The organism is Pedobacter sp. Bi126, from assembly GCF_918698245.1.
GTDB lineage: Bacteria > Bacteroidota > Bacteroidia > Sphingobacteriales > Sphingobacteriaceae > Pedobacter.
The window spans coordinates 378929-394470 of the sequence record NZ_CAKKMS010000003.1 but is presented as its reverse complement, the minus strand read 5'-3'; the positions used below and the strand labels follow the sequence as shown (position 1 = coordinate 394470).

Here is a 15542-nt window from a genome sequence, read left to right as displayed (position 1 = left end):
TCATAAGTTACGCGCAGACCACAAAAAAAGGCGTTCTGCAATGCTGCAAAACGCCTCTTCTATAAATTTATTTAAAGAATTAAATGCCGAAAGCAGTTTTAACCTGATCCACGTAATCTAATTTCTCCCAAGTGAAAAGATCAACCGTAACTGTTTTTTCTTCACCGTTTGGTGTTCTGAAAGTTTTGGTAACCGTTTCTGGCGTACGGCCCATGTGCCCATAAGCAGCAGTTTCGCTATAAATTGGGTTTCTTAATTTCAAACGTTGCTCAATAAAGTAAGGACGCATATCGAAAATCGATTCTACAATTTTAGCAATTTCGCCATCCGTTTTACCCACCTTACCAGTACCGTAAGTATTGATGTAAATACCCATTGGTTTTGCAACACCGATAGCGTACGATACCTGAACCAAAATTTCGTCAGCCACACCAGCAGCCACTAAATTTTTAGCGATATGGCGTGTAGCATAAGCCGCACTTCTATCTACTTTACTTGGATCTTTACCAGAGAAAGCACCACCACCATGTGCACCTTTACCACCGTAAGTATCAACAATGATTTTTCTTCCTGTTAAACCAGTATCGCCATGCGGGCCACCAATTACAAATTTACCGGTCGGATTAATGTGGTATTCAATTTTATCATTAAATAAATGTGCGTATGCAGGATTACTTTTGATAATTCTTGGGATCAGGATATTCACTAAATCAGTTTTGATTTTAGCCAACATTGTTGCCTCTTCATCAAAATCGTCATGTTGTGTAGAAATTACAATCGCATCGATACGCACGGGTTTATTGTTATCGTCGTACTCTAAAGTAACCTGGCTTTTTGCATCCGGGCGTAAATATGAGATTTCGTTATTTTCGCGGCGCAGAACAGCAAGTTCCTGTAATAATTTATGAGAAAGGTTTAATGCCAAAGGCATATAATCTTCGGTTTCGTTTGTTGCGTAACCAAACATCATACCTTGATCGCCAGCACCTTGTTCTTCTTTGTTGCTTCTATCTACACCTTGGTTAATATCTTGAGATTGCTCGTGTATTGCTGATAAAATTCCGCAAGAGTTGGCCTCAAACATATACTCGCTTTTGGTGTAACCAATTTTCTTGATTACATCGCGGGCAATCTGTTGTACATCTAAATATGTTTTAGATTTTACCTCACCAGCCAAAATAACCTGACCAGTAGTTACCAAAGTTTCGCAAGCAACCTTTGATTCTGGATCGAATGCTAAGAAGTTATCAATTAATGCATCCGAAATTTGATCGGCGATTTTATCTGGGTGGCCTTCAGAAACAGATTCTGATGTAAATAAATATGACATTTATTAAATAAATTAATGGTAAATAAACAAATTAATACTTGCCAAACCCCTTGGAAACAGGTGTTTAAATGATTGAAAGGAGGCATTAGCAATTTTTTTAAGTGGTTGCAATCCGGTCCCGAGGTGTCGGGATAGCAAATCAATCCACTTTTTTACTGCTGCAAAATTAGCATATTTTCTTTATTTCAAAAATTATAGATTATTTTGTGCATTCATTCTTACACTTTGCACACAAAGATCAATATCCTCTTTATTATAAACCCTATCTCCGGTGGGCGAGGGAAATTACGTATCCCTGATTTTATTGATCAATATCTGGATAAGGAAAAGTTTAGCCCAAACTTTGTTTTTAGCGAATATGTTGGTCATGCCGGCGAATTGGCAGATGAAGCTGCGACTAAAAATTTCGATGTAATTGTTGCTGCAGGGGGCGATGGCACCATTAACGAGGTAGCAAGTAAAGTATTAAAACACAAAAAGATTTTGGGAATTTTACCGCTTGGATCAGGAAACGGCCTCGCCCGGTTTTTAAGAATATCGAAAAATTTAAGGTATGCACTTTCCCTGATCAATAATTTTAAGGTTGATGAGATTGATACTGCCGAGTTTAATAACAAATGTTTTTTTAATCTGGCGGGTATGGGCTTCGATGCCCATTTGAGCGCTGTTTTTTCGAAAGATAAAAAACGCGGCCTATCAGGTTATGTAAAGCTGGGTTTTAAGGAGGTTTTTAACTATAAAGCCCAAACTTATCTCATTAATATTGATGGTGCTCAATATACCAGAAAAGCTTTTGCCATTAGCATAGCCAATTCATCGCAGTATGGCAACGATGTTTATATCGCACCTAACGCTTCGGTAAAAGATGGCTTGCTCGATGTTTGCATTATTAAACCTTTCCCGATAATAAAATTGCCATTATTGGGTTATGTAATGTTAAGGGGGAAGGCCGAAACATCAGATATGATTGAAATTATTAAAGGCAAAAACATTAAAATTACCAGAGAAAAAGCTGGCGCAGTGCATGTAGATGGCGAGCCTTTACAAATGGGGATAGAGATACACGCAGTAGTAAATCCACTTTCGCTCAAAGTAATTGTTCCTTGAGTGTGGCGCTAGGCGTTGAGTGTTTGGCGTAGCGGTTGAAGGTGATTAGGCCATGAACCATCAAACTATCAACCATGGACTATTGACTAATGAACCAATGGCCAGTGAACCAATGAACTTTTATAAAACATGAAACCAAAGAAAAATAGTTTAAGTGATCTTGGCGGAATTATGTATTCTACCAATCCAGAATTCGAATACGAAGAAGAAGTTGATGATACCGTTACTTCGCCAAACAATCAACAGGATTTAAGGGTAATGCTCGATAAAAAGAACCGTGGTGGTAAGGCGGTAACTTTAATTACCGGTTTTAGAGGGCGTACTGAAGATTTAGAAGTATTGGGCAAAATGCTTAAAACCAAATGTGGTGTAGGTGGCTCAGTTAAAGACGGCGAAATCATGATCCAGGGCGATGTACGCGATAAAGTAATGGGTATCTTGCAGAAAGATGGCTATAAAGTAAAGAAAGCCGGAGGATAGTATTCAACACTATTTGGTTCAAGGATAAGTCAAAAATAGAGGTGTCATCCTGAGCGTAGTCGAAGGATCTTTTTTTGATTCTCCCGGTATAATGGTCTTCGACTATGACAGCCCTCGTAAAATACTAAAAGTCTACCCATCAATCCTCATCGCAAACCGACTTATTCTCAATGTTGATTTTTAAATGGATAACGCGTCACTAGTTTTGCTGAACATTTAAATCAATCAACATGAAACAATTATTATTTTTATTCTTTTTTATCATTTTTATAGGCCTGCAAATTGTCCATGCTGCAACTATTGGTGGACCCGAAATAATCCTCCTCATTATGGTGGGCTTTATCTCAATAGCTGTAATGATAGGCTTTGTTTTCTTATGTATATATTTATTCAAAAGATCTAAGCGGGTAGAAAATGAAAAATAAGATAGTTTTCGGGGTAACTTTTATTGTTGTGTATGGCATACAGGCAGCTTATGCTGCTATGCTAGGGGCACCCGAAATAATAATGCTCTTGATAGCAGGCCTCGTCTTTTTCGGGTTTTTTGGTGGCATTTTTATGCTGATCTACTTTTTGATTAAAAAAAACCGGAACACGTCATCAAACGCTGCTCCGAATACAGTAGCCATAAACTTTGCACCTCCGCTTGCTTATCAAAATCCTACAATTGAAGAAAGAATCGACAAAAAGGATACCGTTAAAGGAGTTACCAGGATAGCGTTACCTCAACAGAATGAAATTAGGTATGTTGGTATTGAAGAAATCATCAGGTGCGAAGCGGATAACAACTATACCAACTTCTTTTTTATTAACGGCGATCAGCTGCTGATTTCGAAGTCATTAAAAGAATATTCCGATCTGCTCAAACCCCACGGTTTTGTGCGGACACATCAAAGCCATTTGGTTAACCCGAAATTTGTAAAAAGCTGGCTTAAAGAAGATGGTGGAACACTTTTAATGGATAGTGGCGATAAAATTCCGGTGAGTAAGCCGAATCGGGAATTGGTGAAAGAAGTTTTGGAGAAGTAATTTTTCATTCTATCACCACCAAGGCACAAAGAACACCAAGACAATTGATTGATTTGCCTTCTAGTGACTTGTTTATTGAAAATAGAAAAACTTCTTTGTGTTCTGGGTATCTTTGTGTTTTATAATAACATCCATTGCCTTCTTTTAAAAACTCTGTGGTTAATAAACCTTACATTTTTGTACTTTTGCGGCTATGTCAGTTATTAAACCCTCATTAGCAAAAGGTACCCGCGATTTTTCTCCGGTTGAAATGGTAAAACGCAACTTTATTTACGATACCATTAAAACGGTTTTCAGAAAATATGGTTACGCCGAAATCCAGACGCCTAGTTTCGAAAACCTTTCGACTTTGACAGGGAAATATGGTGATGAAGGCGATAAACTGATTTTTAAAATTTTAAACAGTGGCGAATTTCTTAAAGATCCAAAAAAGAAATCTTTCGATTTTGCAGATGAAGATAATAGCAATAAACTGATTCCGCTAATCTCAGAAAAAGCCCTTCGATACGATTTAACGGTGCCGTTTGCGCGTTACGTAGTAATGCACCAGCACGAGATCACCTTGCCTTTTAAACGTTTTCAGGTTCAACCCGTTTGGCGTGCAGACCGACCGCAAAAAGGCAGGTACCGTGAGTTTTATCAGTGTGATGTGGATGTGGTGGGATCTGAAAGTTTATTGAACGAAGCTGAATTTATTTTAATCTACAATGAAGCTTTGAGCAAATTGGGTTTGAAAGATTTCAGCATAAAAATTAACAATAGAAAAATTTTATCGGGTATTGCTGAGATTATCGGTAAACCAGATTTAATTATCGATATGACCGTAGCCATCGATAAACTGGATAAAATTGGTTTAGATGGCGTAAGTAAAGAATTGTTGGAACGTGGTTTTACAGAATCGGATTTAGAAAAACTTCGTCCGGTAATTTTGTTGGAAGGTACCAACGAAGAAAAGCTGGCTAGTTTGAAAACTGTTTTGGCACAATCAGAAACAGGTTTAAAAGGTGTTGCAGAAATTGAACAGGTTTTTGAATATGTAGAAAGTTTGATTTCTTATGGTTTGCCGTTAACGGCTAAACTGGAATTGGATATTACTTTAGCGCGAGGTTTAAACTACTACACCGGCTGCATTTTCGAAGTTAAAACCAACGAAGTAGCCATGGGCAGTATTGGTGGCGGTGGCCGTTACGATGACTTAACCGGTATGTTCGGTTTAAAAGATTTAACCGGAGTTGGTGTTTCTTTCGGTGCCGACCGCATTTATGATGTACTGGAAGAACTTAACCTTTTCCCTGCCTCAGCAGAGGTTGGCACCAAAGTGTTGATCAGTAATTTTGATGAAGAAGCTGAAAAATATGCTTTGCCAATTGTTCAACAATTCAGAAATGCAGGGATCTCGGCAGAGTTGTACCCAAGTTCGGCGAAATTAAAAAAACAAATGGCCTATGCCGATGCGAAGAACATCCCTTACGTAATTTTAATCGGTGGTGATGAAATTGCAAGCGGAGAACTTACCCTAAAAAATATGCAAAGCGGTAAGCAGAAGAAACTGACTGTTTTGGGTATTTTGGAGTTGTTGAAATAGAGGTTTAATTAACCACAGAGACCACTGAGTTTTCACCGAGTAAACAGAGGTTAATAGCGCTCACAACTGGAAAGTTACCCAGTGCCCTCTGTGCCTTACCTCTGTTGCCTCTGTGGTTAAACCAGCCTGCCTATCCGTTTTATTCTGAAATTACTAAAGATTGATTAACCACAGAGACCACTGAGTTTTCACCGAGTAAACAGAGGTTAATAGCGCTCACAACTGGAAAGTAACTCAGTGCCCTCTGTGCCTTACCTCTGTTGCCTCTGTGGTTAAACCAGCCTGCCTATCCGTTTTATTCTGAAATTACTAAAGATTGATTAACCACAGAGATCGCTGAGTTTTCACCGAGTAAACAGAGGTTAATAGCGCTCACGACTGGAAAGTAACTCAGTGCCCTCTGTGCCTTATCTCTGTCGCCTCTATGGGTTAAACAGCCTGCCTATCCGTTTTATTCTGAAATTACTAAAGATTGATTAACCACAGAGACCACTGAGTTTTCACAGAACGAATAAAGGTATCAATTACATGTCAAACTTAGTGTTCTCTGTGCCTTATCTCTATTTGCTCAGTGGTTAAACCTACCGTCCAACTCGCAATAAAACCGGGAAATGAACATCCTTCTCCGCATCATCGCCCCAGGCTTCTTTTAATTCGGTAAACATATACTCTAATGGGTTGCGTTCATTCGCCTTTTTATAATGCTGCAAAGAAGACCAGGTATTTAAATAGCCAATTAACTGGTTAAAATTCCAGGTGGTTTTAATCTGAAAATGAGGAGCAACAATCTCTTTAAAAGGAAAAGGAATGGTTTTGTACCCCTCTTCAATATAACGGCGTTCGCTGTCCCAATATTTACCCAAAATATCTTCGTAAAGTTTATGTACAGCCTTATCTACTTTTTTATCGATAAACATTAGGCCATAACCAATCGCTGCAAAAAGGCCATTTGGTTTTAGTGTTCGTTTTACCTCAGTGTAAAATGCTTCAAAATTAAACCAATGAATGGCCTGTGCCACCGTAATCAGATCGAAACTAGCATTGCCCACCGATGTTTGTTCCGCAGGCTCCACTTTGTAAGTAATATTTGGTAGTTGAAAAGCATTTTTTAATTGATTCTCGCTGATATCTGTTGCATAAACGGCATCGAAATATTGGGCCAATACACGCGCAACCTGTCCGTTTCCTGTAGCACAATCCCACGCCGTTTCTTTGTTTTTTATCAGCGAAAACAGATAGTCGTATAATTCTTGCGGATAAGTTGGTCGGTAAATAGCGTAATCGGCAGATTGGGTAGAAAAATTATCTTTCATTTTATTAATGATTGAATATTGAATGAGAAGGAGTGAGTGAATAAAGTGAAAGGACTCAACTCTTTCCTTATAAAATTATTATATTTTTGGTTAAGAACTGTTGTTTAAATTAAATTTCATTCAATCATTCAAAACGCTCTCATTCAATCAATATTTAGCAACATGGATAAAAGCGTTGATACTGTACGCCAGAACGAAATCAAGGATGTAGAATATCGGTTAAAATCTATATTTGGTGGTTCGGTTGGTAATCTTGTGGAGTGGTACGATTGGTATACTTATTCTGCTTTTGCACTTTATTTTTCTCCTGCCTTTTTCCCAAATAGTAATCCAACTGCACAATTATTAGATACCGCAGGTATTTTTGCAGTAGGCTTTTTAATGCGGCCTATCGGTGGGTGGCTGTTTGGCAGCATTGCCGATAAGCTTGGGCGAAAACGTTCGATGACACTTTCTGTACTTATCATGGCAATAGGCTCATTGATTATCGGTTTAACCCCAGGTTATAAACAGATTGGAATTGCAGCTCCATTATTACTCATTTTTGCAAGATTGATTCAGGGCTTGAGCACTGGTGGCGAATACGGGACTTCTGCCACTTACATCAGCGAAATGGCCACTAAAAAACATAGAGGCTTTTATTCGAGCTTTCAATATGTAACCCTGATCGGTGGGCAGTTACTGGCATTGGGTATTCAATTAATCTTGCAAAACTGGTTGCTTACACCTGCCGAACTGCATGAATGGGGCTGGCGGATTCCCTTTTTTATTGGCGCCATACTTTCTTTCATCGCGCTGTACCTACGGAGACATATCGATGAAACCTCGGCTTTTAAAAGCAAAAACTCGGCAGACAAAAAAGGTGGCATTGCGGTACTGATGAAATATCCAAAGGAAGTTTTTACCGTAGTAGGCTTAACTTTGGGCGGAACGATTGCCTTTTATACGTTTAGCACTTATATGCAGAAATTTTTGGTGAATACGGTTCATCTGAGTAAAGAAAGCTCTACAACATTATCATTCATTTCTCTGTTGGTTTTTGCCATTATGCAGCCGTTGTTCGGCCTGTTATCCGATAAAATTGGGCGGAAACCTTTATTAATTGGTTTTGGTGTGCTGGGTACTTTATGTACTTACCCCATTTTAACAGGTTTGGCGGGAGAAACCAATATAACTATCATATTCTTGCTCATGATTGGCGCTTTGATTATTGTGAGCGGTTATACGAGTATTAATGCCGTAGTTAAGGCAGAATTGTTCCCCGCCGAAATCAGGGCTTTGGGCGTAGGTTTACCTTATGCGTTAACGGTTGCCATTTTCGGTGGAACGGCAGAATATTTTGCGCTTTGGTTTAAGAATATCGGGCACGAAAATTATTTCTACTGGTATGTAACCGGATGTATTTTAATCTCGTTGATTTTATATACCACCATGAAAGATACCAAACACCATTCGAAGATTGAGGACTAGATTTTTGTGCCATCTGTCGTCATTTCGAGCGGAGTGCAGCGCAGTCGAGAAATCTAGCTAGCTAGATCTCTCTCCCGAACGTTCGGGACTGCGCTTCAGTCGAGATGACGACTTTTTTCTATATGTCAATCTGTGCTTCCGTGGCAAAAAACTAACGATACATTTACAAATAATTACTCACCTCAATTAAATTCATATCCGGGTCACGGAGGTAAATAGAAATGATTTTTCCATTGGCGCCAGTGCGTTCTACAGGCCCTTCCTCAATTTCGATGCATTTTTCTTTAAGTTCCTGCATCACTTCGCGTAAAGGGAAATCGGTAATAAAACATAGATCGGCTGTTCCGGGCATGGGTTTGAAAGCTTTTGGTTCAAACTCACCTCCATATTGGTGCAGGTTAATTTTCTGATTCCCAAATTTCAAAGCCTTTCTGTTTTCGCCAAACTCAATAACTTCCATTCCCAGGGCAAGGTTATAAAACCTGCAGGTACTTTCTAAATTGGCAACCGTTAATACAAGGTGATCTAAGTTTTTAATGTCCATAGTAATAAATTAGAACTAAGCATTCGTCCTTTTGTTTTAAAGCAGTTATGCTTTCAATATTTGGTTAGTAAATTATCGACAAACAAAATACTCAATTTTTATATATTTACCATTATGCAAAACCTGCCTCCTTTAGCCGAACGTATGCGCCCTCAAAATCTCGATGAATATGTTGGTCAACAGCATTTAGTTGGAGAAGGTGCCGTATTGCGCAAAGCGATCGAAAGCAGTCAGCTCCCTTCAATGATTTTTTGGGGACCTCCTGGTGTGGGTAAAACGACGTTGGCCTATATCATTTCGCAGGCATTAGATCGTCCATTTTTTAACTTAAGTGCCATTAACAGTGGCGTGAAGGATATTCGGGAGGTGATCGACAGGGCCGCACAGCTGAAGGATAGTTTTTTAGGTCTACCCATTCTGTTTATCGATGAGATTCACCGTTTTAGCAAATCGCAGCAGGATAGTCTGTTGGGGGCAGTAGAAAGAGGTTTGGTGACCTTAATTGGTGCAACAACCGAAAATCCATCTTTCGAGGTAATCTCCGCTTTACTTTCCCGCTGTCAGGTCTACATTTTAAAATCGTTAACCGAAACGGAGTTAGCGGGTTTATTGGAAACAGCCATTAAAAAAGATACCATTCTCTCAGAGAAGAATATTACCATAAAAGAGCACGAAGCACTGATCCGTTTATCGGGTGGTGATGCACGGAAATTGTTAAACGTGCTCGAAATTGCCATTAATGGCATCGGTGGAAATAAAATCATACTCACCAACGAAAATGTACTGGCGCATGCACAGCAGAACCTTGCGTTATACGATAAAGCCGGAGAGCAACACTACGATATCATTTCGGCCTTTATTAAATCCATCCGCGGCAGCGATCCCAATGCCGCCGTTTATTGGCTGGCCCGGATGATAGAAGGTGGTGAAGATCCGTTGTTCATTGCCCGTAGGTTACTGATCTTGTCTTCAGAAGATATTGGCAATGCCAATCCTAATGCCCTGCTTTTGGCCAATAACTGTTTTACTGCAGTAAATGTAATCGGTTATCCGGAGGCGCGGATTATTTTATCGCAGTGTGTAACCTATCTGGCCAGTTCGCCTAAAAGCAATGCATCTTATGAGGCCATTAACAAAGCACAGGCTTTGGTTAAGCAGACGGGAAATCTGCCTGTGCCTTTGCATATCCGTAATGCACCGACCAAACTGATGAAAAATATCGGTTATGGAAAAGATTACCAATATTCGCACGGATATGAAGGCAATTTTTCACCACAAGAATATTTTCCAGAAGAATTAAGCGGTACGAAGCTCTACGATCCAGGGAAAAACCCTGCAGAAGAGAAGTTGCGTGAAAAGCTTAAGCAGAACTGGAAAGACAAATACAAATATTAGTGTAACATTTTCTGCCTAATGCATACTAATAAGTATATTGACTAAAATCAAACACCTAAACTAAATATGCTGAGTACTTTTTTAAGCCATCAAAGAAAATCTTTCTGGCGTTCGCGAAACAGAGGCAGTAGTATTGCTGGCCAGATTGTTTTGGGTTTTTTTATGCTCTACTTCTTTGCAGTAGCCGTTGGGATAGGCTTTGGGATGAGTATTTTTCTTCCGAAAATTTTTCCAGATCAAAACATTCTAACAAGCTTTAACGGCATTATCCTCTATTATTTTGCATTCGATTTTATCATGCGCATGCAGTTTCAGGAGCTACCAACCCTTAGTATTATTCCCTATTTGCACCTAAAGATCCAGAAGAGTAAGATTATTAAATTTTTAAATGTTAAGGCATTATTCTCTGCATTTAATATATGGCCATTCTTTATTTTTCTGCCTTTTTGTTTCATTAAAATTTCTGTTGAGTACGGAGCCCTGGTTACAATTATGTACATCGTCTCCATATTTTCGATCATGATTTTTAATAACTATCTGGTGTTGTACATCAAGCGGAAATCGATCACCAATACACTTTATACTTTTTTAGGCCTGGTTGTTATTGCTGCCTTTGCTGCTTTAGAATATTATAAGGTTATTTCAATCATGGCAGGTTCTGATATGGTTTTCAGGGCCATCGCTGCACAGCCTCTATATGGTTTTGCATTTACAATTGCTGCTGCTGGTATTTTTTACTTCAATTCTAATTTCTTGCGTAAAAATTTATACGTAGAAGAATTAAGTACAAAGCAAGAGAAAAAAGGGAGTACCGATTATGCTTTCCTTAACCGCTTTGGTAAAGTTGGCGAACTGGCAGCTTTAGAACTGAAATTAATCCTTCGCCACAAACGCCCCCGTTCTTCGGTTATTCTTGGTTTCTTCTTCCTGTTCTACGGCTTTATTTTTTATAAAGAAAAAGCAATAGATCGCGATGCTTTCGGACAAATGATGTTTGGTGCCATTTTTATGACTGGCGTTTCTATTATTATTTATGGCCAGTTTATGTTTGCATGGCAAAGTGCCCATTTTGACGGGATATTAGCCAATAAAATCAATTTTAAAGATTACATCAGGGCTAAATTTTTACTATTTACCATTGGCTGTACCATTATTACCTTATTGGCGAGTTTTTATGGGTTTTTAAGTCCGAAGTTATTACTCTTACACTTGGCAGCCTATTTATACAACATTGGTTTTGGTACCGTTGTGGTGCTCTATCTTGCTACATTAAACTATAAAAGATTAGATATTACCAAAGCGGCAAGTTTTAACTATCAGGGTACCGGTGCTACCCAATGGTTGTTAATGTTTCCTTATGCGCTTACACCCATATTAATTTATTTACCATTTGGCATACTCAACAAACCTTACTGGGGCTTGGTTGCCGTATCTGTTTTTGGCCTGGCGATGTTATTATTACGTGGTTTTTGGGTTAATTACATTGCAAAAAGATTAGAGTTACAACGTTATAAAATAGCCGAAGGCTTTAGAGAATAATTATGATTTTAGAAGTTAAGAATTTACAAAAAGTTTATGGCGATAAAACCGTTGTAAACATCGAAGATCTGCAGATTGCTGCTGGCGAAACCGTTGGCTTAGTTGGAAATAACGGCGCTGGTAAAACCACTTTCTTCCGGATGCTTTTAGATTTAATCCGCCCAACTAATGGAGAGGTTTTATCAAAAGGCGAAAATGTAATGCACAACGACAACTGGAAGAGTTATACAGCATCATTTTTGGATGAAGGTTTTCTGATTGATTATTTGACCCCAGAGGAGTATTTTATTTTTATTGGCAGTTTGAATAACTTAAGTGTGGCTGATGTTTCTGCCTATCTGAGTCAATACGGTGAGTTCTTTAATGGAGAAATATTAAACAGTGGAAAATACATCCGCGATTTTAGTAAAGGAAATCAGAATAAAGTAGGAATTGCGGCCGCCCTGATGCAGAAGCCAGAAATCTTAATTTTAGATGAGCCTTTTGCCAACCTCGATCCAACCACGCAGATCCGTTTAAAGAAATTGTTGAAAGAGCAAACAGGCAATATGACTACCTTTATCTCCAGTCATGATTTAAACCACGTTACCGACGTTTGTAACCGGATCATTTTGGTTGAAAAAGGGCAGATAATTAAAGATTTTAAAACAGACGAAAATACATTGAAAGAGTTGGAGAGTTATTTCTCTGCCTAGTTTTTGTACTAAGAATGATACATTATCGAAGAGTCTCCGTTATTCGGGACTCTTTTTTTGTGCGTATAATTTTTATTTAGGGTAAAATTTGGTCAAAACAGACAGAAAATACAGTTCGGTAACTTTTTGGCATTGTGTTTGAATATAAGGAGTAGAAATTATAAATCTAGATTATTATGAGTATTTCAAAAGTAAGAATAGCGACATTAAGTATAGGGTTAGCAGTAGGTTCGATGGCATTCCAAAGTTGTGATAGTTTAACTAAAACACAAAAAGGGGCTGGTATTGGTGCTGCAGCTGGCGGTGTTATTGGTGCATTGATCGGTAAAAAAGCCGGTAATACAGCAGTAGGTGCACTAATTGGTGGTGCTATTGGCGGTACAGCGGGAGCTTTTATCGGCCGTAGAATGGACAGACAGGCAGCTGAAATTCAGAAAGCTATTCCTAACGCAGAAGTTATTCGTGAAGGTGAAGGAATTATTGTAAAATTCGATAGTGGTATTTTATTTGATTTCGATAAAACGGCTTTGAAAGATGCTGCTAAAACAAACATCCAGAGTTTAGCTTCTTCATTAAATCAATATCCTGATACTGATATCAAAATTATCGGTCATACCGATAGCCGTGGTACAGAACAATATAATATGGGCTTATCTGAAAGAAGAGCGGCAGCTGTTAAAGCTTATGCGGTTTCTCAAGGTGTTCCATCATCAAGGTTAGTTACCATTGGTAAAGGTTTTGCTGAGCCAATTGCAGATAACGAAACTGATGCAGGCCGTGCAGCTAACCGTCGTGTTGAGATTGTAATCGTTGCTAACGATGCATTAAAAGCGACAGCACAAAAACAAGGATAAGATCGCAATTTCCCTCTACCTATGAGGTCATTATAAATGCAGCCCCGGTGTACATCCACCGGGGTTTTTTTGTTTATGAGTTGTCAACTTTCTCTCAAACCTGCTATTTAAGTTGACAACTCTTTAAATGAAGACGACATAATTTTTTGAAAATCAGGTTCCTGTAGTTGTGGTGTCAGATGTTACCATCTGACACTAGATAATAAACTAGTCTGTTTTTCTGAAAAGCAGGTTCCTGTGCACATCGGTTCCGAAAGCCCTGCTATCCACTTCAAGCCTCCACTGCGTTACGGGCTTTCCGTTTCTATCAGGTTTAGTTAAATGGGTTCGGTGCTGGCCAGGCCAAACTTGCGAAGTTTTGCTTAGCCCAAACCGAGGCTAAATCGGAAGTTTTCTAACCGCCCTGCAGCCCCAAATACTTGCACAAACTGAATGATCTAAACGGGATTGAAGCGGCATCCTCCCGATCCCGATTCTTCATCGGATTGGGAGATATAGCGAAAAGCCTGACTGACATTAAAAAAAGCAAATGGCCTTGCTTTCCAAACCTTTTAAATAAGTATTTGAATAGATCCGTGTCGGATGGTAACATCCAACACCACGAGGAAGTTAATCCGCGGCATTATTGTGCCGTCAGATGTTACCATCTGATGGAGTAGATTGATGCCGGATAGAAACATCTGACAGCACGATCGAATTTACGAATAAATATCTTCGAAATAACTTACCACGAGCGATTTCATCAGCATTTCCTGCTCAAGCATGGTATAAGGAGGTATCGCTTTAATTAATTTCCAATGTGGCCAACCATCCTGATCTAAGCCCTCAAGCTCATAAAAACCCATTTCGCTCAATAAACGGCAGGTAGCAATGTGCATCAGCTCCTCTTTTTGGCGTTTACTATATTTCTTTGGCCCTTTGCCCAATTCCTGAACGCCAATTAGAAAAAGCATTACTTTTAAATCAGGAAAATCCGAATCAAATTCCTTTGAAATCTTTTCCTGCAAAACTTTCCACTTGGCATTAATCTCAGACGGCTTCATATCTTGCAAAGATAATGTAAAAAGGTGTAAGGCCTAAGTAAAAGCTTTGCTGTTTTAACATTAAAGCTTGAATCGTAATTGTATTTTTAGCTACATTTATAACCTATGGATACGAATATCAATAAAACAATTAATGCCGGTTTATTAGCTTATGGCATGTCGGGGAAGGTTTTTCATGCTCCTTTTTTACAGGCACATAGTGGGTTTAATTTAAAGGCTATAGTAGAACGCAGCCATAAAAATGCAGTTAACGATTATCCCAATATTACAAGTTATAATAGCGTTGATGAACTTTTAAATGATGCCGAGATAGAATTGGTTGTTATTAATACACCCAATAATCTTCATTATGAGCATTCGAAAGCGGCATTAACCGGGCATAAGCATATTCTGGTTGAAAAACCATTTACGGCAACAGCTGCGCAGGCAAAGGAGCTTTTTGAGCTTGCCGATAGTGTAGGAAAACAAATCTTTTTCTACCAGAACCGTCGTTGGGACAGTGATTTTACCTCGGTTAAAAAGGTAATTGAAAGCGGTAAACTGGGGAAATTAAACGAAATGCACCTGCGTTACGATCGTTACCGAAATGTTATTGGACCGAAAGCATTTAAAGAAAACCCGGTAGAGGCCAGCGGACTTTTATACGATTTAGGCCCGCACTTGTTAGACCAGGTTATCTGCCTGTTTGGCAAACCATTGAGTTACCATAAAATTCTGGGTAAAAATAGGGAAGGTACTTTGGTCGACGATTATTTCTCGATCCAATTGAGTTATCCCAATAGCGTAAATGTTTTTGTAACCTCAAGCATGTTGGTGGTAAATCCACAGCCAGGCTTTGTTTTACATGGTGTAAATGGCAGCTTTATTAAACAAAGGACCGATATTCAGGAAGAACAATTACTGGCGGGTATGAAATTAACCGATCCGGCTTATGGCATTGAGTCACCAAGTAAAGATGGTTTATTAACAACCATTGATGCTGAAGGCCATAAAACTGAGGAGACAGTTCCATCAGAAGTAGGAAGTTATTTGCCGCTTTTCGAAGCTGTTTATCAAGCCATCAAAAACAATAAACCTTATCCGGTTACACGCGAGGATGTTTTGATTCAATTGGAAATTATTGAAAGCTAACCCTTATTTGTGCCCATCTGTTAAATC

Annotated in this window: 15 protein-coding genes; 11 read left to right on the top strand and 4 right to left on the bottom strand. The window is 38.9% G+C overall.

What is annotated here, in order from left to right; all coding sequences use genetic code 11:
- Nucleotides 1-79 precede the first annotated feature (79 nt).
- Nucleotides 80-1330 (bottom strand): methionine adenosyltransferase, encoded by a 1251-nt coding sequence (gene metK / locus LQ201_RS11865; protein WP_230142603.1) that lies wholly within the window; start codon nt 1328-1330, stop codon nt 80-82.
- Between the two features lie 225 nt (nt 1331-1555).
- On the opposite strand from metK, the gene LQ201_RS11860 reads away from it, so the two are divergent.
- The 5 genes from LQ201_RS11860 (at nt 1556) to hisS (ending at nt 5531) form a co-directional block, all read left to right on the top strand.
- On the top strand, nt 1556-2437 hold the full coding sequence (locus LQ201_RS11860; protein WP_230142601.1) for a diacylglycerol kinase family protein: 882 nt from the start codon (nt 1556-1558) through the stop codon (nt 2435-2437).
- 129 nt (nt 2438-2566) lie between these two features.
- Entirely contained in the window at nt 2567-2917 is a 351-nt protein-coding gene (locus LQ201_RS11855) for a translation initiation factor (protein ID WP_230142598.1), read from the top strand.
- Between the two features lie 230 nt (nt 2918-3147).
- Nucleotides 3148-3342, top strand: coding sequence for a hypothetical protein (locus tag LQ201_RS11850; RefSeq protein ID WP_230142595.1), 195 nt, complete (start codon nt 3148-3150; stop codon nt 3340-3342).
- Nucleotides 3332-3946, top strand: a complete 615-nt coding sequence (locus LQ201_RS11845) for a LytTR family DNA-binding domain-containing protein (protein WP_230142592.1) — start codon at nt 3332-3334, stop codon at nt 3944-3946. The genes LQ201_RS11850 and LQ201_RS11845 overlap by 11 nt, the downstream gene beginning before the upstream one ends.
- A gap of 193 nt (nt 3947-4139) precedes the next feature.
- The gene (hisS, locus tag LQ201_RS11840; protein WP_230142589.1) at nt 4140-5531 is read left to right on the top strand and encodes a histidine--tRNA ligase; all 1392 of its coding nucleotides are present in this window, start codon (nt 4140-4142) and stop codon (nt 5529-5531) included.
- A 581-nt stretch (nt 5532-6112) separates the two neighbouring features.
- Here the strand turns inward: hisS and LQ201_RS11835 are convergent.
- On the bottom strand, nt 6113-6844 hold the full coding sequence (locus LQ201_RS11835; protein ID WP_230142587.1) for a class I SAM-dependent methyltransferase: 732 nt from the start codon (nt 6842-6844) through the stop codon (nt 6113-6115).
- A 162-nt stretch (nt 6845-7006) separates the two neighbouring features.
- Between LQ201_RS11835 and LQ201_RS11830 the strand changes: the two genes are divergently transcribed.
- Complete coding sequence (locus LQ201_RS11830; protein ID WP_230142585.1) at nt 7007-8314, top strand: MFS transporter; 1308 nt, start codon at nt 7007-7009, stop codon at nt 8312-8314.
- Nucleotides 8315-8477: 163 nt separating this feature from the next.
- On the opposite strand, the gene LQ201_RS11825 is transcribed toward LQ201_RS11830, so the two are convergent.
- A complete protein-coding gene (locus tag LQ201_RS11825; protein ID WP_230142584.1) occupies nt 8478-8858 on the bottom strand; it encodes a VOC family protein in 381 nt (126 codons plus the stop codon).
- Nucleotides 8859-8972: 114 nt separating this feature from the next.
- On the opposite strand from LQ201_RS11825, the gene LQ201_RS11820 reads away from it, so the two are divergent.
- The 4 genes from LQ201_RS11820 (at nt 8973) to LQ201_RS11805 (ending at nt 13341) form a co-directional block, all read left to right on the top strand.
- Nucleotides 8973-10253 (top strand): replication-associated recombination protein A, encoded by a 1281-nt coding sequence (locus LQ201_RS11820; RefSeq protein WP_230142582.1) that lies wholly within the window; start codon nt 8973-8975, stop codon nt 10251-10253.
- 66 nt (nt 10254-10319) lie between these two features.
- The gene (locus tag LQ201_RS11815) at nt 10320-11792 is read left to right on the top strand and encodes a DUF5687 family protein (protein ID WP_230142580.1); all 1473 of its coding nucleotides are present in this window, start codon (nt 10320-10322) and stop codon (nt 11790-11792) included.
- Nucleotides 11793-11794: 2 nt separating this feature from the next.
- Nucleotides 11795-12487, top strand: a complete 693-nt coding sequence (locus LQ201_RS11810; RefSeq protein WP_230142578.1) for an ABC transporter ATP-binding protein — start codon at nt 11795-11797, stop codon at nt 12485-12487.
- A 176-nt stretch (nt 12488-12663) separates the two neighbouring features.
- A complete protein-coding gene (locus tag LQ201_RS11805) occupies nt 12664-13341 on the top strand; it encodes an OmpA family protein (RefSeq protein ID WP_029274435.1) in 678 nt (225 codons plus the stop codon).
- 698 nt (nt 13342-14039) lie between these two features.
- Here LQ201_RS11805 and LQ201_RS11800 read toward each other — a convergent pair.
- Nucleotides 14040-14384: a hypothetical protein gene (locus LQ201_RS11800; protein WP_131028267.1), complete on the bottom strand. Its 345-nt coding sequence runs from the start codon at nt 14382-14384 to the stop codon at nt 14040-14042.
- Nucleotides 14385-14489: 105 nt separating this feature from the next.
- On the opposite strand from LQ201_RS11800, the gene LQ201_RS11795 reads away from it, so the two are divergent.
- A complete protein-coding gene (locus tag LQ201_RS11795) occupies nt 14490-15515 on the top strand; it encodes a Gfo/Idh/MocA family oxidoreductase (protein ID WP_230142576.1) in 1026 nt (341 codons plus the stop codon).
- Nucleotides 15516-15542: the final 27 nt, after the last annotated feature.